The 20537-nt window shown below is 61.6% G+C and carries 21 protein-coding genes and 1 pseudogene; 15 read left to right on the forward strand and 7 right to left on the reverse strand.

From position 1 onward, the window contains the following. Positions 1 to 9: 9 nt before the first annotated feature. Positions 10 to 1092, reverse strand: coding sequence for an ABC transporter substrate-binding protein (locus tag K307_RS00975; protein ID WP_080744803.1), 1083 nt, complete (start codon positions 1090 to 1092; stop codon positions 10 to 12). 479 nt (positions 1093 to 1571) lie between these two features. On the opposite strand from K307_RS00975, the pseudogene K307_RS50790 reads away from it, so the two are divergent. The 4 genes and pseudogenes from K307_RS50790 to K307_RS00990 form a co-directional block, all read left to right on the forward strand. Then, positions 1572 to 1898, forward strand: a pseudogene (locus tag K307_RS50790) (pseudouridine-5'-phosphate glycosidase); the annotation flags it as partial. 581 nt (positions 1899 to 2479) lie between these two features. Next, positions 2480 to 2932 (forward strand): response regulator transcription factor, encoded by a 453-nt coding sequence (locus tag K307_RS45045; protein WP_080744805.1) that lies wholly within the window; start codon positions 2480 to 2482, stop codon positions 2930 to 2932. A gap of 213 nt (positions 2933 to 3145) precedes the next feature. Next, positions 3146 to 4201: a hypothetical protein gene (locus K307_RS00985; RefSeq protein ID WP_042875760.1), complete on the forward strand. Its 1056-nt coding sequence runs from the start codon at positions 3146 to 3148 to the stop codon at positions 4199 to 4201. A gap of 124 nt (positions 4202 to 4325) precedes the next feature. Continuing rightward, complete coding sequence (locus tag K307_RS00990; protein ID WP_042875762.1) at positions 4326 to 4754, forward strand: hypothetical protein; 429 nt, start codon at positions 4326 to 4328, stop codon at positions 4752 to 4754. Positions 4755 to 4930: 176 nt separating this feature from the next. Here the strand turns inward: K307_RS00990 and K307_RS00995 are convergent, their stop codons facing one another. From K307_RS00995 to K307_RS01005, 3 genes are all read right to left on the reverse strand, one after another. Next, positions 4931 to 5440 carry a RidA family protein gene (locus K307_RS00995; RefSeq protein ID WP_042875764.1) on the reverse strand — a complete coding sequence of 170 codons (510 nt, stop codon included), beginning with the start codon at positions 5438 to 5440 and terminating at the stop codon, positions 4931 to 4933. Positions 5441 to 5542: 102 nt separating this feature from the next. After that, positions 5543 to 5962, reverse strand: coding sequence for a c-type cytochrome (locus K307_RS01000; RefSeq protein ID WP_042881003.1), 420 nt, complete (start codon positions 5960 to 5962; stop codon positions 5543 to 5545). A gap of 19 nt (positions 5963 to 5981) precedes the next feature. Then, positions 5982 to 7577 (reverse strand): flavin monoamine oxidase family protein, encoded by a 1596-nt coding sequence (locus tag K307_RS01005; RefSeq protein WP_042875766.1) that lies wholly within the window; start codon positions 7575 to 7577, stop codon positions 5982 to 5984. A 182-nt stretch (positions 7578 to 7759) separates the two neighbouring features. Between K307_RS01005 and K307_RS47225 the strand changes: the two genes are divergently transcribed. The 5 genes from K307_RS47225 (at position 7760) to K307_RS01025 (ending at position 13130) form a co-directional block, all read left to right on the forward strand. Then, a complete protein-coding gene (locus K307_RS47225) occupies positions 7760 to 8455 on the forward strand; it encodes a hypothetical protein (RefSeq protein WP_155301019.1) in 696 nt (231 codons plus the stop codon). Between the two features lie 846 nt (positions 8456 to 9301). Beyond that, positions 9302 to 9769, forward strand: a complete 468-nt coding sequence (locus K307_RS01010) for a hypothetical protein (protein ID WP_042875767.1) — start codon at positions 9302 to 9304, stop codon at positions 9767 to 9769. A 491-nt stretch (positions 9770 to 10260) separates the two neighbouring features. Further along, a complete protein-coding gene (locus tag K307_RS01015) occupies positions 10261 to 11142 on the forward strand; it encodes an alpha/beta fold hydrolase (protein WP_230625392.1) in 882 nt (293 codons plus the stop codon). Positions 11143 to 11276: 134 nt separating this feature from the next. Then, positions 11277 to 12344 carry a medium chain dehydrogenase/reductase family protein gene (locus tag K307_RS01020; RefSeq protein WP_042875771.1) on the forward strand — a complete coding sequence of 356 codons (1068 nt, stop codon included), beginning with the start codon at positions 11277 to 11279 and terminating at the stop codon, positions 12342 to 12344. A gap of 525 nt (positions 12345 to 12869) precedes the next feature. Beyond that, positions 12870 to 13130 carry a DUF3307 domain-containing protein gene (locus tag K307_RS01025; RefSeq protein ID WP_230625393.1) on the forward strand — a complete coding sequence of 87 codons (261 nt, stop codon included), beginning with the start codon at positions 12870 to 12872 and terminating at the stop codon, positions 13128 to 13130. Positions 13131 to 13913: 783 nt separating this feature from the next. Here K307_RS01025 and acs read toward each other — a convergent pair. Continuing rightward, a complete protein-coding gene (gene acs, locus K307_RS01030; protein ID WP_042875773.1) occupies positions 13914 to 15971 on the reverse strand; it encodes an acetate--CoA ligase in 2058 nt (685 codons plus the stop codon). Positions 15972 to 16167: 196 nt separating this feature from the next. Between acs and K307_RS01035 the strand changes: the two genes are divergently transcribed. The 6 genes from K307_RS01035 to K307_RS01055 all read left to right on the forward strand — a co-directional run bounded on the left by K307_RS01035 (position 16168) and on the right by K307_RS01055 (position 19700). Next, positions 16168 to 16596 carry an ACT domain-containing protein gene (locus K307_RS01035; protein WP_042875775.1) on the forward strand — a complete coding sequence of 143 codons (429 nt, stop codon included), beginning with the start codon at positions 16168 to 16170 and terminating at the stop codon, positions 16594 to 16596. Positions 16597 to 16599: 3 nt separating this feature from the next. Next, positions 16600 to 16908, forward strand: coding sequence for a hypothetical protein (locus K307_RS01040; protein WP_051974551.1), 309 nt, complete (start codon positions 16600 to 16602; stop codon positions 16906 to 16908). A 320-nt stretch (positions 16909 to 17228) separates the two neighbouring features. Beyond that, entirely contained in the window at positions 17229 to 17825 is a 597-nt protein-coding gene (locus K307_RS01045; protein WP_042875777.1) for a short chain dehydrogenase, read from the forward strand. Between the two features lie 50 nt (positions 17826 to 17875). Next, positions 17876 to 18190 carry a high-potential iron-sulfur protein gene (locus K307_RS45065; protein WP_080744808.1) on the forward strand — a complete coding sequence of 105 codons (315 nt, stop codon included), beginning with the start codon at positions 17876 to 17878 and terminating at the stop codon, positions 18188 to 18190. 472 nt (positions 18191 to 18662) lie between these two features. After that, positions 18663 to 18953, forward strand: a complete 291-nt coding sequence (locus tag K307_RS01050; protein ID WP_042875779.1) for a hypothetical protein — start codon at positions 18663 to 18665, stop codon at positions 18951 to 18953. Between the two features lie 192 nt (positions 18954 to 19145). Beyond that, positions 19146 to 19700 (forward strand): thioredoxin family protein, encoded by a 555-nt coding sequence (locus K307_RS01055; RefSeq protein ID WP_042875780.1) that lies wholly within the window; start codon positions 19146 to 19148, stop codon positions 19698 to 19700. Between the two features lie 26 nt (positions 19701 to 19726). Here K307_RS01055 and K307_RS01060 read toward each other — a convergent pair whose 3' ends face one another. Both K307_RS01060 and K307_RS01065 read right to left on the reverse strand, forming a co-directional pair. After that, a complete protein-coding gene (locus K307_RS01060) occupies positions 19727 to 20131 on the reverse strand; it encodes an alpha/beta fold hydrolase (RefSeq protein WP_042875782.1) in 405 nt (134 codons plus the stop codon). A gap of 4 nt (positions 20132 to 20135) precedes the next feature. Beyond that, a complete protein-coding gene (locus K307_RS01065; protein ID WP_196251503.1) occupies positions 20136 to 20519 on the reverse strand; it encodes an amino acid synthesis family protein in 384 nt (127 codons plus the stop codon). Positions 20520 to 20537: the final 18 nt, after the last annotated feature.

Below are 20537 nucleotides of genomic sequence, written 5' to 3' on the forward strand. Positions count from 1 at the left end.
GGTCGGCTCCTACTGTCGCGCGGCAGCCAGCCCGGCCACCGTGGCGCGGATGACTGGATCGAAGCGCAGGTCGAACTCCTGGCGGGCATCTAGGCGCCGCGGGATATCGCCTGCCTCATGGATCAGGTCGATCAGCCCTTGCTGGGCAGCGATCGAATCGGCGAGCAACGGATAATCGAACCGTCCCTCAGCGCGCACGATGGCCAGACCATCCTCTTCGCGCAGCCCCTGGTTTTTCACGTAGTAGGCATTGACCCATTGCTGAGGGTGCTTCTCCGACCAGTCATTGGCGCGGATCCATGCCTGCACAAACTGACGGATCGCTGCGGTCTTGCCGGGATCCGCCAGCGCCTTGGGGCTGGCGTACAGGTAGGCGGTGCTGGTGGGCAGTTGCCGGTGCTCGGATGCCGGGATCGCGCTGGCCTTGCGGTCGGCGAAGTCGCGCAGATAGCGGCTGAAGTGGGGTTCATTCAGTGCGGCCACGTCCACTTGGCCGGCGCGGATCGCAGTGGGAAACTCGCCCGCGCGCAGCGGCACCAGCTTCACGTCGCGCCGGGACAGGCCCGCCACCTTTAGTGCCGTCAGCACGAACGGCTGGCGGCCTGTGCCCTCGGCGTAGGCAACCGTCTTGCCCTTGAGGTCCTGCAGCGTCGGAATGGTCAGTCCCGGCCGCACCGCGAACCGGTAGTCCGGTGCGGAGGTCTTGCGCGCCGCGACGATCGGCAAAGGCTCGCCGGCGGCATGAGCCTGGATCGGCGGCGTGTTGCCAACGACCGCCAGATCGAGCGCCCCGGCGCGGAAAGCTTCCAGGATCGCTGGGCCGCCCAGGAAGTTGGCATAGCTGACCTGCGCGGAGAACTTCGCTTGCTCGCCTGAGGCGCGCATCAAGGTCTGCAGGGCTTCGTTCTGGTCGGCGGCGATGAGCTTCGTGCCGGCGGAGACCGCGGAAGGAAGGGTTACGCCCTGAGCCAGCGAACGTGCCGGTGCAAGCGCGGCAAGGGAGGCCAGAGCGGCCAGAGCGGGGAGGGGCGTGGCAAGACGCGCGATGGTGCGCAACGCATGGCGAAGGTGGGAACCGTGGCGAACAATCATGAATGCAATGGGTGGTGCGTCGGCAGGACCCCCATTATTGCGACGGATATCGCGCGCAGATAACGAATGTTTGTGGCGATCGTTATGCGCAAATCGAAGCGCATAACCGTCTGCGGTTTTCTTCGTTCCGTTCGCGCGACGCAGTCCCTAGAGTGATCCTCTGCGCGGCGGCGCGCAAGCTTGCCCCAATGGCGCCGCGCCCGCCCGGAGACAGGAGGCCTATCGGCTTTGCCTTCTAGCCGCCCAATGACGTGCGCGAAATCACGTTATCACCGGCGCCGGGCGGCCCCTATCAGCAGTGGCGGACAGCACATGCCACGTCATGTGATCAAGGCCTTTCGCTGGTCTGAGGCAGCAACAGCCGGCAATCGAATGTTTCTCGACATGCAACATTCCGGCCTCTGCGTGGCGCCCTCTGGGGCGCCGCATGAAGCCTTCAGGCCACTGCTCCGGCGTGCGGGGTAGCCCCCCAAAAGGCTAATCGGCGGGACCTGCGGGCCGTGCTGGCCAGCGGCGGCCTTGGTGCCACGATCATAGAGGGCACGATGATCTGCGTTGCGCTGACCGGCATCGAAACCTTTGTCACCTGCGACCATGGTGGCGTGCGCACCGCACTGCGCCACCCTGAAAAAAATGCAATTAATCGCCAAGAGGCAAGATCGACCGCCTCGCCGCAAGGGCGCTCGCGAAGGCGATACTTGCAATGGATGCAGCGTAGAAGATGGCGGTCAAAGTGCAACTGCGCGCCGTTTAATTCTGATCTGCACGTTGTCTTCGGGCCTGGCCCCGCTTGGGGATCCCTTTGATTTCCTTGCCATCTGCAACGGTGCGCAGGCACACCCCTGGCTCTGGACCCGTTTCCCCCTTGGGGACAGGCCCGCGACGAGGCACGCGCAGCGCAAGTCCTTGATTCCCTGCATCAGGCCCCCGACCACCCGCTGCGCTCACCGGTTCCGCCGATCAACTCCTTGCGCCTGCCGCGCAGCCCCTACCTTCAGCGCAGCAAGATATTAGCCCCCCTAACATCTGGCTTTAGACAATAAAAATTATCACTGCATTCCACGCTGCTAAGATGGTAGCAACACAATATAAGAATGTGGTCAATGTGAGATCAAGTAGAACCACGATAATAAATACGGGGCGGCAACGACATCGGCAATTTTCAACGCCGGTATAAAGCAATCCACACCTTTCCAGTCATCCAACTCCGCCACGGGGGTGGCCCGGCTCGTCTCTAAATAAGGAGGCGGCATATGCCTTCCGTGACCGCCACCCTTTCGTGCGATATCGCATGGTCCGCCTTCGGCCGACGGAATTGCAGTTCACGAACGTCCGCCAGCCTTCCGCATCGTGCCCATAAGTCCATCACCGACGGCAGCAGGGTGCGTTGTCCCCCGCAAAGCTGACCGCACGAGAGTCGCAAATCCTTTCATTGATCGCCAAAGGGATGAGCACCAATGAAATTGCGATACATCTCGGCGTTACCTTGTTCACCGTGAGGAAGCACAGAAACAACATCTCCGCGAAATTGGATATCCACACCACGTCCAAACTCGTTTCTTTCGCGATACACCATGGCAATATCGCTGACGACAATCATCCATTCGAGTTTTCAAGGCACGATAGCCTGAGCGATCGTGAAAAAGAGATCCTGCGAAAGCTGGAACTCGGCCTGACAGCCAAAGAAATAGCCAGGAATCTTCGAATCAGCCCACGGACCGTCAGCAAGCATGTCGAGAATATCCGCTCCAAGACGGGACTCAAAACATTGGCGGACCTCATGCTGGTCTCCAGGCAGTTGCAAACCTCTGAAATCCGGAATACGCACCGCTCAGAATAATTAGGGACGGACATCCTCCCTTCATCGTTCCCCACCACCACTCACTTCGGCACATAGCCCCAATGAACAGATGCGTCCCGGCAAGCGTAGGTGTCAGGAATACGCATTCGGAGTAATTGTTTGCCCCTCTTGCAACGCCAACACTGGACTCTGCGGTACGCACCAACTCCGCAGAGGCCATCCGATCCTAACCGCTTGCAAGGGGGTAGAACCATGAACTGGAATCGTTCCTTCACTGACTTGATACGAAACGGCCGCCCTGCCTACTGGGGAAACTGGACGCTGGCCCCGAATATCAAGCCAGGTGCCGTCGGCTTCGTCTCTCCGGACAGCGGTGACTTCACGCTGGTGCGGGAAGAGACGCCTGGGCTCGCGCTGAGCACGCGTGGCATCCCCAATCAATGGAAGCTGTCGTCCAGCAATGTCCAGCGCACCGAATCCAACGTGAACCTGGATGGTTCCGGAACCGATCCGGATACCGGCACCAAGATCACGGCGGGCGTGGAGGTGAAGTGGGATTTCGCATCGGTGGGATCCCTGGCATCCGAGTTCAGCATCGCGTCGGAAACATTCATCAGCGACCTGACATTGCTCACCAAGCCGGATACGCTCAAGTGGCTTTCCGACCAGGCGCAATCCGTCAGCATGGGTTCGAATGGACAGATGGCGCAAGGATTCGGGGTGGTGACCAGCGCGGTCTATGCGCATAGCGGGCTGAATGTGGGTTCGCAGGACAACAGCTCGTCCTTTTCCATTGCCGGTTCAGCCGGTGCTGTCCATGACATGCTCGGTGGCGCCAACGGCAAAGGCTCGTTTGTTTCCACAAGCCAGAACAAGAGCGTGGATCAGCATCTCTGGCCGTACCAGGCGGAGCAACTCGCCTCTTCTCCCATCCCGATCGCCTATACATTCGCCTCGTTCGACGGGACGCTGTTGATTCCGAACTGGATCACCCGGCTTGGCGCATTCGAGATCTTCTTCGATAACAAGCCGGGATGCACTTACATCACGCACATCCAGATCAGCTACGACACCCCAAAAGGTTCGCAAAAGGACGAATTCTCCCTGACCGGTGGCATTTCCAGGACGGTTGGCAACATTCCGCTCAACGCGACCAACATCCGGGTGGACGTGAAGTTCCAGGGAATGATCAACAGCGATCACTACGGCTTCAGTTGGCCGAACCCGCTTGGACAATGGCTGACGGGCCGTCGTGTGATCGAGATGACTGGGGTCTGGCCAGGCCAGACCCACGCCCGCGAACTATAGCGCCCCCACCATCGCCGGATGTCGATCACACTGCTGCGCGAACGTCCTCGCTCACGACCGCGCCTGCCCGCGACATCAGGCCCCGGTCTTTTGCCGTTGTCAAAGCTCTCAAGGAGATCAAGCCATGGCCACCCTCGTCAACCTCACCCAAAAAACCCCCAACGCCGTACAGATCTGGGGTTTCCATGATCCCTGCACCGTCAGGGATGTTGCAGGCGCACTGAACACCATCGCCGCCGGACTGAGCGGCGATGGCAATACGATCCACATCATGTCTGGAACCCATGGATACTGCAGCCGGCAGGTCGGCGCCGTTGCCACGCGCGACCAGCGGTTCGCGCAGGAAGACCGAAGCCTCGCCTCTCCGCAGACAAAGGACAACAAGGCAGTCGCTGTCGCCGTGCACGATTTCAACAATGGCAAGCTGTCCGCGCCCGATTATGTGACCGCTGCGATGGCGAAGCTGAATTCGGACATGCGGGCCATTGTGACGAACAGCCCGGGAACCCATACGTTCCTCCTGGCGTATTGCTGCAGCGCCGGCACGCGGTAAGGTCTAGCCAGATGTAAGCCTGGCGGCCAGGATGGGGGCCGCCAGGCATCTTCCACGGCGGTATCCGGGGAAGCCTTGATTTCGGTGCAATGTACGACGGTTCGCAAGCCCAGCAGGGGTGCGAGCTATAAAGCGTAGGCTGACAGAGCACCTATTTGGGCGCGGGCCGCATCCGCCTATTTCTTGCGCGCCGCCACCACCTCGATTTCCACCAGATAGGCTGGATTGGCCAGTGCGGCGATCTGGAAGGCCGAGCGCGCCGGCAGCTTGGGCTGGGCGCTGGTGCCGAAGAACTGCGTATAGCCTTCCATGAAGCCGCTGAAGTCCATCTTGTTGTCCTTGGCGGGATCGGCCACCAGGTAGACCTGCATCTTCACGACATCGCCCATGCCGAGGCCCATGCCCGCCAGCGTCTTCTCGATGGCCTTGAGCACGCCGATGGTCTGGCCCTTGGTATCGCCGCCATAGGCCAGCGGGCTGTCCTTGGGCTGGCTGGCGTCTTGCAGCGGCGGTACCTGGCCGGATAGGTAGACGGTGGTCAGCCCGGCCGGTATCTCGACCGCCTGCGAGATCGGGAAGCTGGAATTGGGGAGCTTGTAGCGGATGACGTCATCGGCGCCAAACGCGGAGGCGCCGGCGCACAGCGCCATGGCAAGGATCAGGGCCTTCTGGATGTGTCTTCGCATGAGCGGGTTCTCGTGGAGGTAGATGAAACGAACGGATATCTGAATACGACGGGCAGACGGCGGCGCCGTACGGTGCTGGCGCCTTGCTGCGCCAGGCCTAAGCTACTGCCGCAATTTGCCGGCGGCGGCCTCGGAAACGGGCTCCGTGTAGTGGTTGCCGAAGTGCGTGCGGACATAGCCGACCACTTCCACGACCTGGGCATCGCTGAGCATCTTGCCGAAGGACGGCATGCCCTTCTGCCCGTGCATCACGACGTAGAGCGGATAGTCCGCCGTGGTCAGCCGTGCATTGCCGGCCAGCGCCGGATAGGTGCCGGCACCCTTCGCGCCTTCGCCGTTCGGCATGTGGCAGGCCTGGCACAGCGCATGGTAGATGGCTTCGCCGGTGGTTTGCTGGAATTTCGGGCCGACCGAGAAGGTGGGCTGCGCAGGCGCGGCGGTCTGTGCCGAGGCGGTTCCGCCGGCGACCAGCGCCAGCGCGGACAGACTGCTCAGTGCGAGGGACCTGATGGATTTGGTCATGATCTGGGCGGTGTCCGGGTTAGGCGAGGGCACGGGCATGCAGGCGCTGGATCGCGTCGAGCGAGGACAGGATCGCGCCTTCCTGCCAGGCCGGGATATAAGAGGTGTGCTCGCCGGCGAGCACTATGCGATTGTCCACCTGACACAGGTTCTTGTAGTGCTGCTGCCGGGTGCTGTCGGTCCACATCCCGTAGCAGCCATGCTGCCCCGGCACGCGGTACCAGGCGACGGAGACGCCGCTGTCGAACTCGCCGGCGTACTGCGGATGAATCTGGTTGCCGAATTCCACCGCGCGGCGCACGCGCTCCTGCGGCGCCATGGCGCCGAACTCGAAGGAGTTCGGCCCTTCGAAGATGTAGGCGCCCAGCACCACCGCCTTGCCCTTCGCGCCGTAGCGCGTGGACGGATAGGAGATGCGCGAGATCGGCAGGTCCGTGTAGGTGATGCCGCCGTAGATGCTGTCGTCCTGCTCCCAGAAGCGGCGCTTGAACTGCAGGCCGACCTTGATCGAGGAACCGTAGGGCACGGCGTTGATCGCCGCCTGCATCTCATTGCCGACCTGGATGTCGATCTGGCTCAGCACCGACAGCGGGATGGTGCAGACGCACCAGTCCGCCTTCGCCTGCTCGATCGCCCCGCCGCGCGCCAGGTCGGCAAAGGTGACGGTGACCCCGCGCTCGTTCTGCTCGATCTTCGTGACCTTGGCCTGGTAGCGGATCAGGTCGCCCACCTGCTTGGTGAAGGCCTTGGCAATCATGTCCATGCCGCCGACCGGCTGGAAGATGCTGCTCTGGAACTCGTAGTCCTGGCCGCTGGCGATGTAGCGCCACAGGCCGGACTGGATCAGCTCGCTCGGGTCCAGCGGCTTGGACGGCTTGGCCAGCGGCATCAGGCCGCCACCCGGATCGACCTCGTAGCCGCGGCGGTCGCTGGTGATGGTGCCTTCGCGGTAGCGATGCTCGGAATCCAGTGCGCCCCAGCGGCGCAGGCCTTCCAGCAGCTTCTCCTTGTCTTCCTTGCTGACACTGGCGTCCAGGTTGCCCTGGCCCGCGGCCTTGCTCAGCAGCTCGGCCACGTGGCCGTGGAAGTCCGCCTGCACGTGGCGGTAGCGCTGCGGCTTGCCGCCATAGGCCTTGCTCGAATGGACATAGGCGTTGTAGTTGACCTGGATGAAGGGCTCCAGCGCGACACCGAGCCGGTGGCAGTAATCGAGCACGCCATGATGGTGGTAGGGAATCCGCCAGGGGCCAGGGTTGAAGTACTCGCCCGGTGCGAACTCGCAGCGCTGCACCGCGCCGCCGAGCTCGCGCACGGTATCGCCGCCGCGGACGCTCCAGCAGCGGCCGCCGGCGCGCTGGCTGAATTCGAGGATCCTGACCTTGTAGCCGGCATTGCGCAACTCCAGCGCCGCGACCATGCCGGCCAGGCCCGCGCCCAGCACCAGCACGGTGGCGCCCTTCCTGGCCCCTTCGAGCTTCGGCGGTCCGCTGTAGTGGGACTCGGTGGCGAAGCCGAGAGAGGACATCGCCTGATACATCGCTGCACCACCGGCGGTCTTGCCGATCATGGTCAGCAGGTCGCGCCGGGTGAACCCTGTCTTGTTTTTCGATGTCATGGGGTAGTGGCTATGTTCATTTGAGGAGAGACGACGGGCGCGGCCGTACGGCCGTACCCTTGTGCCGGGGAGTGCCGCGCACGGGCGAATCGCATCGCAGCACGCCTGACGGAGGCTCATGGCGAGCACCGGAGCAGCTTTGTGCAGCGGCTTGCCCGGACTCGTCCCAGTATGCGAGAACCATGCCAGAAATGACATTACTGTCACATTGGCGGTTTGGGCGAAGCTGTTCCCGCCGCTGGTGGCGGCGGCGCACGCCAGCGGCGAAGCCAAGTGCGCGCCGCGCCTCCATTGCGGTGCATGCGGCGGCTTGGCGCCGCGCGATGCCACTTGGGCATCGGCTGGAGCAGGGCGATAGCGCCGCAATGCTGCAACGGCTAGAGCAATCCGATCTTCTCGTGGTGGCGCTGGATGAGGGCCGCCCGGCATACAGCGACGGCCCGAGCAACGCGACATTGATCAAGGCGCTGCGCGGTGCCAAGTTGCACCTCTGGGACGGCTGCCCCTGTCCAGCGTTGCGCCGATTGTCAAGAATGGAAGGTATGGTGCGCCTGCTCGATTGCGCTATTCCCTGGGAGATCGCGATGGAGAAATTGGTGTCGCCCATTCCCTCGGAATGCTGGCCGACGTGCTCAGCAGGGGCGACCAGCGCGTGGGAATGCTGGCTGAATAGGCTGACGCCGCTGCATCGCAGGCCAGGCCAGCGAGCGCACGTCTGCCTCGTTAACGGTGCCGGCTCAGCCTCCGCAGCTGGATCTGATGCGCTGCATCCCTCGGCCGGCGCCATCAAGCATGGCCGGCATATGGTTTGCTATAAGGAAAGCAAGCCCGTCCCTTGGCAAGGACGGAAGGGCAATTTTCTTACTCTGGTAGCGTAGGTGGGCAGATGAAGCCAATAGTTCACCATTTTCATGCGCAGCCGCCCCATCATGGGGCGAGGTACTACTTCACACTTGCAGCCTGCTTAGTGGTCTCGGGCGTAGTCTACGTTGTCTGGGCGCTTGTGCGGTAGACGGTGAGCACGCCAATGGCATGAGACCATAGGCGCGGGCGATGCAGGCAAACAACATAAGAACACGCAGGATGCGAACATGCTGAGTCCCCATGAAATCGCCACACTGATCTTGGTCAAGGATTGTCCTGACCCTTTTTGCTTGGACCCCACGGCAATTGATGCGCTGGTAGGGCGCCAACTCGTCACGATAGAGAGAGGCCCCTCAGGCCGAGCAAGCCCTCGTCTCACCCATCGCGGGCAGTCCATCCTCAAAGCAGTCGGGCGACGGGGCTAAGGCGGACCTCCTACGCGACATAGTGCACTGCGGCCCCTCGGTACCCCCACCTCTGAAGGGCTGTCATCTGCATTCGTGGCGCAGCAATAAACTTGAATCTTGAAAGCGCCCGCGAGCGTGCAAGCGCCCCCACGATGATGAAGGGGGGTGTACGTCAGCTGTAGTCCCACGGTCCCACTGGTCAAGCCGACACGAAGAAGGCAATCGACAGGGTAGTCCATGTGAATCCAAACTTCCGCTTCTCGGCAGGCGGGCTCGAGGTGATGATGTCGCGCAGCCCTGGCAAAGGGGTAGAGTCTTACTGAATGCTTCGCACGGCTGCGAGCATGGAAGAGCGCTGGCCGGGATTCGCAAATATGTAAAGCTTCACATATTTGCGAATCCCGGCCAACCCTCAAGACAGGGCGGAGAACGATCAACAATGCAGGAGGCGGAATGCAGGAAGAGTTCGGGTATAAGGATGCGGCCGGTCGATGGGTCGCAGGTTTCGGGTCCCGTCGCGATGCAATCTCGGGGGCAGCGAAGGTTGGAATTACGCAGGTAGTTACCGCGGGCTTTAGCCCTGAGTCTCCGTCCTATTTCGCGCGGTTCGAAGCGACGAGGATTCTCGAGCGGATGCTCTCGGGCATGGCCCTGGGCGAGCAGGAGGGCAAATTGATTGGCAGCGATCAAGCCCAGGATGTGCTCGCACCCATTCTCGCGGCAACGAGCGGGGATGGCTTTCTAGAGCGCGAGTCCCCAGAGCCATGGAAGCTTCAACTGGATCTCATGAATCGGCTGCAAACCGCGGTCGCCGCGTGGATGGAAGAGAACCACCTAGAGTTTGCGCCGCCTAAAGTCGTAGTCTACGGTTCGGAGCAACTCCACGTCGGCGGCACGAATCTGGACGTACCGCTTCGGTAGGCCTTTGCAGCGACTCTGGCTGCAGAGCGCCGCTGACGGGCTGATCGTACTATAGGTGCGAAATTTGGTGGTGGTTTGTTTCTAAAAATCCATACGGATCAAGCACCTGCAAAATAGCTCTGTCGTTCGAAACGGATGGAGTCGTGAAGCCTTGCTGTAAAGCAGCACCGTCAGCTTCGGCACTGAAAGTGCGAATTGCCGTCGAGAACGTTCACAAGTTTCGGCCGGCACCCCCCAGGTGAAGCCTGGAAGCGGTTGAAGCCGTTCGACCGGAGCGAGATCGTGGAGGTATCTCACCGGATAAGAATGCTGATGCAGGTCAAGTTCCCTCTTCCGGAAACTATCTAGTCTGGATTGGCAAGAAGCAGAGACGAAGCTCCATGAGACATCGGGGAGACACTCCACCGTTTTGTGGGCCCAATGGCGGGACCCTTTCAGGCAGCATTGCGGAGATCGGCTATCTCCGGCTAGGTGGGCTCGATCAGTGGGTGATGATTCGTGGCGAAAACGTTGCTAATCCACCATTGATCCTTCTGCATGGCGGACCGGGTTTTCCTGAGATGAGTCTTTTTAGGCGCTTCAATGCGCCCCTTGAGAAGAGCTTCACCGTCGTCTATTGGGAGCAGCGCGGCACAAATAAATCATTTAATCGTAAGACGCCGGAATCCTCCATGACAGTTGAGCAGTTCCTAGCCGATCTCGACGAGTTGGTTGACGAGGTATGCAAGCGTTTCGGGAAGGATAAAGTTGTGATCTACGGGCACTCCTGGGGCTCTGCGCTTGGCGCGCTCTATGCCGCAAGATTCCCGCAAAAGGTCACGGCTTATGTTGGCGCCGGTCAGATTGGTGATTGGCAGGCTAGCGAGGTGTCGTCGTATTCCTTTGTACTCGCTGAAGCGGAGCGGCGCCACAATCGCAAAGCCTTGAAGGAGCTTCGCGCCATCGGCGAGCCACCCCACACCGTCAAAAGGATGATGGTCCAGAGGAAATGGCTCGTGCGCTTCGTCGGCATCGTGCGCGGAATGTCCTTATGGAAGTTCTTCCGAATCGTTCTCAGCGGACCGGAATCGTCAATCTTCGACCTGCCCAACAACTTGCGCGGCCAGCTATTTTCCGTAAACGCTATGTGGACTGAGATATCTGCGCTGAATCTCGTTAAAACCGTGCCCGCGCTACAGATGCCTGTCTTCCTCTTTATCGGGCGACATGATCATGTGATCGCAGCGGAAACGAGTGCAGCCTATTTCGACAAGCTGACTGCCCCGTCGAAGAAACTCATCTGGTTCGAGGAATCCGCACACGAGCCGGCGGCCGAGGAGCCTGCCAAGTTCAACACGGCCATGGCGAGCTTGGTGCGGCCCAACTGCCTGTAGTTTCTGATGCTCGCAGTCCCGCCGAGAAACTGGAGCTGCCATTGCCAGCCAGAGCGTCAGATGCGCATTGCTGGAGGCGACAGCTGGACAAAGAGCAGCACTAGCCTAAGCAGCCGGCAAGGGAGTAGAGGTCCATGAGGCACACACGCATCATCGTCACTCGCTATGGCGGGCCCGACGCCCTTACGGTGGTTGAAGAAGAGTGCCCCGAACCGAGGGAGGGTGAAGTGCGGGTGAGAGTGCTGGCCGCAGGTGTGGGCTTGCCCGACCTGATGATGCGCGAGGGCTTTCATCCTGAAACTCCTCCGCTGCCTTTCACGCCGGGGTGGGATCTGGTTGGCGTGGTGGATCGGCTCGGCCCTGGTGTCTCTGGAATCGAACCAGATCAAACAGTTGCCGCGCTGCCAATCAGCGGTGGATACGCGGAGTTCGTCTGCCTGCCGCAGCGTGAACTGGTTCCTGTGCCGTCCGAGTTGGACGCCGCAGAGGCTGTCAGCCTCGTGTTGAACTACGTCACGGCGTACCAGATGCTGCATCATTCCGCCAAGGTCAGCAAGGGCCAGCGCGTTTTGGTCCACGGTGCGGCGGGCGGGGTTGGGTCGGCACTTTTGCAGCTTGGGCGCCTCGACGGATTGGAGATGTACGGTACCTGTTCATCGCGAGGGGCGCGGACCGTTTTCGACTTGGGCGGTCTCCCAATTGATTACCGAGAAACTGACTTCGTGGAAGAAATTCACCGCCTTACGGGTGAGGGCGTAGACGTCGTCTTTGACGGCATCGGTGGTACTCACATATGGCGTTCCCGCAAGGCTCTCCGTGCTGGCGGGAGGGTAGTGGCTTATGGCCTTACTGCCTCGCTGTTTGGGGGACGATTGGCTTCAGGTCGTCCAGGTCGGCGTAATCGCTCGCATGGACTGGCGATATTCGGCTTGTACATTGCTGGCGGCTGGCTTCTCCCAGGCCGGAAACGTGTGGTCCCCTACAGCATTCAGTGGCTTAAACGGCTGAAACCGACGCTGTTTCGACAGGATTTGATCGCCCTGTTTGACCTTCTTCGACAGAAGAAGATCAAGCCGATAATCGCGCGGCGATTTCCCCTAGCCGAGGCAAGACGCGCGCACGAGTTGCTTGGCAAAGAGGGCGTAACAGGGAAGATCGTGCTCACGCGCAGCGCGTCGTCGCTGGAATCAGGAACTGCATAACCATGGCATGCAGCGGACGGCGCTTCGAACTGCCGATACCACTGGTTGGAAGCGTTCGGCCCTTCTCGGACGATCGGCATAGTTAGTCTTGTACCTCCGCGTTAAACGCCGGAGGACAGGATTATGGATGCAGAAGAACCATGCGACGGTGCTCAGGCCCAGCTGGCGCGGGGTCCGTTCCGTAGCCTATTGATAAGGGTCGGCCGGGCTGACGCTGGCGGACCTGCACGCGGCAGGGTGCTTCGCGGCGCCGCGCCAGGTCTGCTAATGCAACGCCCGAGGGCAGACCTGGGACGGGTAGGGGGAGGGGCCGGCGTGGCTGCAACGCCTGGTCAATGCCGGGCAGAGTGTGGAGTTTTTCCGGGTCGAAAGGCCCGCGTAGCGCGACGCATATTGCTGCCGGCAGCGATTTCTGTGGCAGCTATGGTGGTCTTATTCTTTACTGTTCATTGATAATGAAAAGCCGGAGCGCGGTGCCGTCGCCGATGCGTGCGGTCTGGCATGACTTTGGGTGGAGAGCTGGCCATGGCGTTGCTGCAGCTATTCGCACTGTTCACCAAGCATCTCGTGTGCGACGTCCTGTGGCAGCCGAGCTGGATGCTGGCCGGCAAGGGCGACTTCCGGAGCCCAGGTGGCTATGCCCACGCGGGGCTACATGGCCTGTGTACCGCTGTGCTGCTCGGCGGCTTCGGTGTGGCCCATTGGCTCTGGCTGGGGATTTTCGACGCCGTCGTCCACTACATGGTCGACCGCTGGAAGGTGCGCCTCGGCCGAAGGCCAATTTGACGCCGAACTTGCCGCAGTTCTGGTGGGCATTTGGCGTGGACCAATACGCGCACGTGCTGACCTACCTCGCCGTGGTCTGGCTCGCTGGGAGGCTGAACTGATTCGTCGGCGGCTCAGCTGTCGGCCCCGCCTGCCGCGGCACCATGTGCCGACGGGTGCAGAGCACCGCCCGTGCCGATCTAAACCCAAATGGTCGAGTACGGACTGACGCTGGTGAACCTGCGGGCGGCTGGGGCTTTGCGGCGCCGCCGATCCAGCGCCCCGTCTGGTAGCGCAACGCCGAGGAGCAGAGCTGGGACGGGCACGTTGAACCGCCGGTGTGGCTGCGGCGAGCGGTCAATGCCGGACAGCGTGTGGAGCTCTTCCGGGTTGAGGAGGCCAAAGAAAGATCACTAAAGATCCGGTCTGAGCGTAGATAAGCAGGCATCCAGCCGCGAGCATCAGCAGCGGCAAAGTGGCGGCGTACATAGCAGCGGGGTACTTGTCGCCCTATACCAAGCCCCCCAATCCCTGTCGGGGTACCTACGTCAAAATTGTAATTTTGCCGCTCTCCCCGGTGAAAAACGCCTACCTGCTTCTTCCAGAAGGTCGAGTAGCCGACGCAGCGCGCCTCGTGCCATGGAAACTAGTTGTCGGCCTGACCCACCGCCGGTTCTAACTGCGTATTCTCTTTTCCGAGCGGAGGTTGTCATGACAATCGAAGGCTACCAGGGCTACACCGTCCGCGGCTTTGCAAAGCAGCTTGCGATTGACAATGCCGCCGGACATTGACCGCCGCAGCCCCTATGTCGCCAGCTCCCTGATCTTCTCGACGACCTCCGGATTGGCAAGCGTGGACACGTCGCCAGGCTCCTGGTGGTTGGAGATCGCCGCCAGCACGCGGCGCATTATCTTGCCCGAGCGTGTCTTGGGCATGTCGGGAACAATCACGACCCGATGCGGACGTGCAATCGCGCCAATCTGGGATACCACCGAGGCCGAGACCTTGTTCGCGATCTTCGTGGATGGCGACAGTCCCGGCTTGAGCGACACATAGAGATCAGGCACCTTGCCCTTGACCTCGTCGGCCACCGGCACCACCGCCGCCTCGGCGACCTCGGACACCAGCAGTGCGGCCGATTCGATCTCCTTGGTGCCGAGGCGATGGCCGGAAACGTTGATCACGTCGTCGATGCGGCCAAGGATGCGAAAGTAGCCGTCCGCCGCCTGCATTGCGCCATCGCCCGCCATATACGGCCAGTCGCGCCAGTCCTTGCTGTCGGGATTCTTGCAATAGCGTGCATAGTACTGGCGCACGTAGCGTTCCGGATCTTTCCAGACGGTCTGGAATATGCCCGGCCAGGGATTGCGGATGCAGATATTGCCCGCCTTGCCCGAGCCGGCCGGGACCTCCTTGCCTTCCTCGTCAAGGATCACCGGATGAATGCCCGGGATCCCCGGGCCCGTGCTGCCGGGCTTCATCGGGTGGATGCCCGGCAGCGTGCTGCAGAGGAAGCCGCCATTCTCGGTTTGCCACCAGGTGTCCACGATGACCGCCTTGCCCTTGCCGACTTCACGGTGGTACCACTTCCAGACTTCAGGCTCGATCGGCTCGCCCACCGTGGTCATGTGCTTGAAATGGTAGTTGTACTTCGCCGGCTCGTCGGGCCCGTTGCGCCGCAGCGCGCGGATTGCGGTGGGCGAGGTGTGGAAGATATTGACGCCGAGGCTTTCCGCAATACGCCAGGGCCGGCCGGCGTCGGGCCAGGTCGGCACGCCCTCGTAGACGACAGATGAGGCGGCGAGCGCGAGCGGGCCATAGACGATGTAGGAATGCCCGGTGATCCAGCCAATATCGGCCATGCACCAGTAGACGTCCTCGGGGTGGATATCCTGGATGTACTTCGAGGTCCACGCCACGTAGGACAGATAGCCGCCGGTGGAATGCTGGCAGCCCTTGGGCCGGCCCGTGGTGCCGCTCGTGTACATCAGGAACAGCGGTGCCTCCGCCGGCATCGGCTCGGGCTCGACACGCCTGCCGCGGAACCCGGCGAGCACGTCATTGAGAATGACGTCGCGGCCCTTCACCAGTATGGCGGCACTGGAATACTTGCCCGGGTAGCGTTGCCAGATCAGGACCTTCTCGACCTGCTGACCAGCGCTGGCGGCCTCTGCCACAGCGATGTCGGCCTTTTCTTTGTGATCGAGCAATTCACCGCCGCGGTGATAGGCGTCCATGGTGATCAGCAGCCGGCTCTCGGAGTCCGCGATGCGCTCGGCGCAGGCCTTTCCGCTGAAGCCGCTGAAGACCTGCGAATGAATCACGCCGATGCGCGCGCATGCGAGCATGGTGATGGGCAGTTCGGCCACCATGGGCATATGCAGCGTGACGCGGTCGCCGGCCTTCAGGCCGCAGAACTCGCGCAGCAGGGCGGCCAGCTCATTGACGCGAACAAAGAGCTCCTGGTAGGTGAGGTGATGCACCGCCTCATGCTCCGGCTCGGGCACGAAATGAATCGCGGTCTTGTTCCTGTACGCAGCGAGGTGGCGATCCACGCAGTTGTGGCAGGCGTTGATCCTGCCGCCGACGAACCAGCGCCAGAAAGGTGGGTCGCTGGTATCTACTGTCGTTTCCCAGTATTTGTACCAGTCCAGCAGGTCTGCGAACTCCTTGAAGCACTCGGGGAAACGATCGAGGGAGAAGCGTTCGAAAATGCGCGGATCGGTCAGATTGGCCTGCGCAATGAACTGGCCGGTCGGCGGGACATAGTCCTCCTCGGGCCAATGGACCGCGATTTCCGCCTCGGACACATCGGCCGATTCCTGCTGGGCAGCATGGCGTGGCGATTTGACTTCAGACATGACGATTCCCCTTCACTTTCCATGGCATCCATCCAGGTAGTGCCAGTATCACCATCCTGCGATAGCTGCCTGAAACGACGAGTCCATATTAAGTCCGGGCACCGGGAGTTGCCAGTGCCGCTGTCCCGCCGAGCCCAGAGCTTGCCTGCCGGCCGCCATACGCTAGATTCGTATTGGGGGGCATTGGAGAATGAGCATGACCAACGATCTACTTGTGGAACGCGTGGACGTGTGGGCGACAACCATACCGGACCGGCCCGGCGGCCTCGCGGAGGTACTGGAGGCCTTGCGCGATGCCGGCGCGGACCTGCAATTCGCGATTTCGCGCCGCACGCCGGAGGACCCCGGCAAGGGTGTCGTGTTCGTGACACCGCTGCAGAATGACAGGGAAATCCGTGCAGCTGCGCAGGTCGGCTTCAATGTCACGCACAGCCTGCATTCGGTGCGTATCATGGGCGGGAACCGGCCCGGCATTGTGGCGGAGCTGACCCGCAAGCTTGCGGAAGGCGGAATCAATCTACGCGGATTCTCTGCTTCCGTCATTGGGGTACAGTTTGTCGCGTACGTATCGGTGGACTCGCTGGACGATGCGAACAAGGCAATGACGGTCTTGGGCAAGGGCTGAAGCTTGCCACGGGGCGAAACACAGGCGATCAAAAGCCATCACAAGAGTGACAGGCAGGCGCAACCCTATCTGAATTTTGGCGGACGCTTTGACGTGGCGCTGGCCTTCTACGGCAAGGTCCTGAGCGCGCAGGTGACCTTCATGATGCGGTACAACGAGGGGCGGGGCGATCAGCCCATCTCCGAGGAATGGAAGGAAAGGGTCATGCACGCCAATATCCAGATAATCGGCGAAAACCAGATCATGGCTTCTGACGGCATGCAGGGACAGACCCCGGCGTTCTCGGGATTCAGATGTCGGTCGGCGCGGTGAGCGAGGCCGAGGGGGCGAAGATCGTCAAGGAGCTGGCCGCGGAAGGGCAGGTGGTGATGCCCTAAGGCGAACGCCTCGCTGCTCGAGTCGCGGCGACAGAATCTGCACCGGCGCGCGGCCGCCTAGTAGGAAGGCGGGGCCCCGGCGCTGATGGCCGAGCACCTGGATGCCGCAGGCGATCCCAGCGCACCTGAGGCCTATGCCAGCAATCGGCGCGCAGTTGCGCGCAAGGCGTGTGCTATGCACCAGGCTATTTCTCGCAACGAGTTAGGTACTGAGGGCCATTCATTGCCAGCCGTCATCTGTTATCAGGGGGAGGTATGCGCATCCTGGTCATTGGAGCCACAGGGCTCCTTGGGAAAGAAATTACGGCCTTATTGTCGGAAGAACATGACGTGGTAGGGGCCAGTCGTAGCTCTCCGGCGGTCTCAGTGGACATCTCCGACAAGCAGTCGATTCTGACGATGTACAAACAACTGGGCACGGTTGATGCCATGGTCTGCGTAGGAGGCACCGCGAAATTCGCCCCACTGGACGCCCTGACTGACGATGATTTTGCATTCAGCCTCGCCAATAAGCTGATGGGGCAGGTCAATCTTGTGCGGTATGGGGTTCCCTACATCTCCCAAGGCGGGTCGGTCACGCTCACCAGTGGCACCCTCGCGCAGCATCCAATGCTCGGTGGTGCTGCCGTGAGCACCGTGAACGCCGGCATCGAGGCGTTCGGGCGGGCTGCAGCGCTCGAATTGCAAGGCAAGATTCGCGTGAATGTCGTCAGCCCCGGATGGGTGTGGGAGACGCTCGAAGCGATGGGACGCGATCCCGCCAAGGGCGTTCGGGCGGCGGTGGTCGCACAGGTTTACCGGAAATGTATTCTGGAAGACATTTCCGGGCAGGTAGTGTCGGTCACCCACTGAATCGCCGTGAACACAAGCCGCCCAACGATCTCTCGACTGGAGGTGCTGCGATGACTACTCGACGAACGTTTCTGAAGGGTATATCGAGCATAGTAACGGCCGCGCTTGCCGGCATCGAGTCGCCGGCAAGCGCACAAGCGGGGAAGCTTGATGAAAACGATCCGCAAGCCGTTTCACTTGGATATAAGCACGACACAACGAAGGTCGACAAGGCCAAATTTCCCAAGCACGAGGCAAGCCAGAAGTGCAGCAACTGCCAATTGTTTCAAGGAAAGGCCAGTGACGCGTGGGGACCCTGCCCCATCTTCGGTGGTAAGCAGGTCGCGGCAAATGGTTGGTGCAACTCTTATGTGAAAAAGGTCTGAGAAATCTAAAACGCGTCCCCCTCTGAGCGCGCGATCTCACATGAAAGGAGACAGCAATGAAAAATCTAACCTTCCTCGCCGCCCTTTCCCTAACGGCCGTTGCGGCTTGGGCCCAAGGCGGTCGCTACGGCTCCCCTCCAACACCTGGGACTGACACTGGCAGGCGCGCGGAGCCGTCTGTGCAAGCCGCCAGCGGTGCCTCCGGCGAGAGTGCCAAAAAGGACAAGAGCGAAGCGCACGGCAAGGTTGACCGCAGTATGGGGCGTGCCGGCGGCCAAGGCGCTTCCGCCGCGGCAACGCATAGCCACCCTGACGTCGGCGCCCAAGAGCCAACCCTGAGTTGGTCCTGAGCTAAAGTCGAAACTGATTTACGGGCGGGGAATTTGAGACACGGAGTAGGGGGCATGCCATGGGTCGGCGCGGCGCTGTCGATGCGCGTCGCCGAAGCCTACGTCCAGAACGGAGACTGTGAGTGCGCCTGCACGAAAAAGGCAGCAAGCACCACTTGCCGCTGCTCGGTATCCCAGTCTCCGGTGCAGTAGAGAGCATCGAAATGGCCCCGTCCCGCCGCGTGTCTGCCCTCTGGGCCCAACGCACCTCGATCTCGAGCACTAAGCCGGTATTCCATGGCGCCGCATCGCCAGCGAGGAACCTCGCCGGGCCTTGGATGGCCTGCCTTTCGAAGCGCGACGCCATCGTCGATGCCGGCAGCCTGAAGACGTCATTTCGGCAAGGTAAAATTGCAGAAGACATCTTGGCGTGAGCACAATCCAGTGGGGGACGCTGCCCCGTTTCCAGGATCGTGATGACAGGGTGGGCGAGCATCAGTGCTTCGTCCTGTGTCATGGCTGATCTCCCAACCACGCCGATCGATGAGCAAAGCTTCGGGGTGCGTCTCGAGGTATAGGCTCGCGAATGAAAGACACGGCTATCTGGCCGCCCGAGGAGCACGCAAATGGGTACCGAATCCCCCGCAGGCGATCTGGGCGCCGCAGCGCCCAGGTTCTCGCTGCCCGCCACCGACGGCAGAACGCTTACGCTCGACGACGTGCGCGGCGAGCGTGGCGTCGTCGTGGTGTTCATGTGCAACCACTGCCCTTATGTGAAGGGCGCGCTGGCACAACTGATCCGCGGCGCGCGCGATCTCGGGCCGCTCGGCATCGGCATCGTGGGCATCAACGCGAACGACGCGCGCACCTATTCGGAGGACTCGTTCGACCGGATGGTCGCGTTCGCGGCAGACGCCGGTTTGCCATTTCCCTATCTCTATGACGAGACGCAAAAGACGGCCCGCGCATATGGCGCGGTCTGCACGCCCGAGTGTTTCGGCTTCGATGCGAACCTGCGGCTGCGTTACCGGGGTCGCGTGGGCGCGTCGCGCAAAGACCCGGTGGCCGGTGCGCCGCGCGACCTCTTCGAAGCGATGCGGCAGGTCGCGCAGACCGGCGAAGGCCCTGCGCAGCAACACCCGGCGTTTGGCTGTTCGATCAAGTGGAAACTGGAAACCTGACGCCGCAGCACTAAACGACGTGCGGCTCATGGCTTTTTCATCGTCGTCCCCGGCGCGTGCCGTGCGCTCAGGTCGTGGGCGGGCCGATCCACCGCGCAGCCCCAGACGAACTGCTCGTCCTGGTCGAAACGCATGCCGAGCTGCCACGCGATTTCCGCACCCTCACCCCGGCAGCTTCGATGCCTAGGTAGCAAGTTGAGCAACTGCGCCGCGTAGTCGTGCAGCATCGCCCCTTCGGGCGGCAGCGCGCTGTCGCTATGGCCGAGCATGTGATGGGCGATGACTTGGTAGCTTTCGGCTAAGGCGGCAATTTGCGGGGCCCAGATGTCCTTGTTTATGCCGACACCATGGATCAAAACCACCGCTTTTCCGCGCCCAAATACACGGAATGCTGTGCCGTTGGCGACTCCGCCCGTCTGGTCAGGAAGCATAGGATCACGCCTCATTGCTGCCGAGCTCCTCGATGTCTTTATAACGGTCGCCGATACGATGATGAGGACGACCGCCGTCGACGAGCCAAGCGCGATGACGAATTCGTCGGGCGCCGGCGCGTCGGCAATTGAAAAAATGGATGGTCACATAGTGCGAACGCATGCCTTCGTCCGCCTTGTGCATCAGCGGAATCATCACGGGACAATTCGGACGGCCACGCACTTTGGTAAAGGCGAGATAGCTCTTAGCCCCAACGGCCTTGCGGTATTTGTTGCCGAAGCGAAGAGTGTGGATCAGCGCGGACGCATGCTCGAGCTCACCGTCCATCCCGACGAGCGCCGCCTTGCCGTAGCCCTCGACGGCGTCGCCGGAACTGGCGAGTCGCAAGATCTCACCTGTCAGCAA

Origin of the sequence: Cupriavidus necator A5-1 (assembly GCF_000744095.1) — a bacterium.
Classification (GTDB): Bacteria; Pseudomonadota; Gammaproteobacteria; order Burkholderiales; family Burkholderiaceae; genus Cupriavidus; species Cupriavidus necator_A.

What these genes read in the sequence shown, in the direction of transcription:
- K307_RS00975 (WP_080744803.1), bottom strand. Translation starts at nt 1,092, where the DNA reads ATGATTGTTCGCCACGGTTCCCACCTTCGCCATGCGTTGCGCACCATC.
- K307_RS00985 (WP_042875760.1), top strand. Translation starts at nt 3,146, where the DNA reads ATGAACTGGAATCGTTCCTTCACTGACTTGATACGAAACGGCCGCCCT.
- K307_RS00990 (WP_042875762.1), top strand. Translation starts at nt 4,326, where the DNA reads ATGGCCACCCTCGTCAACCTCACCCAAAAAACCCCCAACGCCGTACAG.
- K307_RS00995 (WP_042875764.1), bottom strand. Translation starts at nt 5,440, where the DNA reads ATGCGAAGACACATCCAGAAGGCCCTGATCCTTGCCATGGCGCTGTGC.
- K307_RS01000 (WP_042881003.1), bottom strand. Translation starts at nt 5,962, where the DNA reads ATGACCAAATCCATCAGGTCCCTCGCACTGAGCAGTCTGTCCGCGCTG.
- K307_RS01005 (WP_042875766.1), bottom strand. Translation starts at nt 7,577, where the DNA reads ATGACATCGAAAAACAAGACAGGGTTCACCCGGCGCGACCTGCTGACC.
- K307_RS47225 (WP_155301019.1), top strand. Translation starts at nt 7,760, where the DNA reads ATGCCAGAAATGACATTACTGTCACATTGGCGGTTTGGGCGAAGCTGT.
- K307_RS01010 (WP_042875767.1), top strand. Translation starts at nt 9,302, where the DNA reads ATGCAGGAAGAGTTCGGGTATAAGGATGCGGCCGGTCGATGGGTCGCA.
- K307_RS01015 (WP_230625392.1), top strand. Translation starts at nt 10,261, where the DNA reads ATGATTCGTGGCGAAAACGTTGCTAATCCACCATTGATCCTTCTGCAT.
- K307_RS01020 (WP_042875771.1), top strand. Translation starts at nt 11,277, where the DNA reads ATGAGGCACACACGCATCATCGTCACTCGCTATGGCGGGCCCGACGCC.
- K307_RS01025 (WP_230625393.1), top strand. Translation starts at nt 12,870, where the DNA reads ATGGCGTTGCTGCAGCTATTCGCACTGTTCACCAAGCATCTCGTGTGC.
- acs (WP_042875773.1), bottom strand. Translation starts at nt 15,971, where the DNA reads ATGTCTGAAGTCAAATCGCCACGCCATGCTGCCCAGCAGGAATCGGCC.
- K307_RS01035 (WP_042875775.1), top strand. Translation starts at nt 16,168, where the DNA reads ATGACCAACGATCTACTTGTGGAACGCGTGGACGTGTGGGCGACAACC.
- K307_RS01045 (WP_042875777.1), top strand. Translation starts at nt 17,229, where the DNA reads ATGCGCATCCTGGTCATTGGAGCCACAGGGCTCCTTGGGAAAGAAATT.
- K307_RS45065 (WP_080744808.1), top strand. Translation starts at nt 17,876, where the DNA reads ATGACTACTCGACGAACGTTTCTGAAGGGTATATCGAGCATAGTAACG.
- K307_RS01055 (WP_042875780.1), top strand. Translation starts at nt 19,146, where the DNA reads ATGGGTACCGAATCCCCCGCAGGCGATCTGGGCGCCGCAGCGCCCAGG.
- K307_RS01060 (WP_042875782.1), bottom strand. Translation starts at nt 20,131, where the DNA reads ATGCTTCCTGACCAGACGGGCGGAGTCGCCAACGGCACAGCATTCCGT.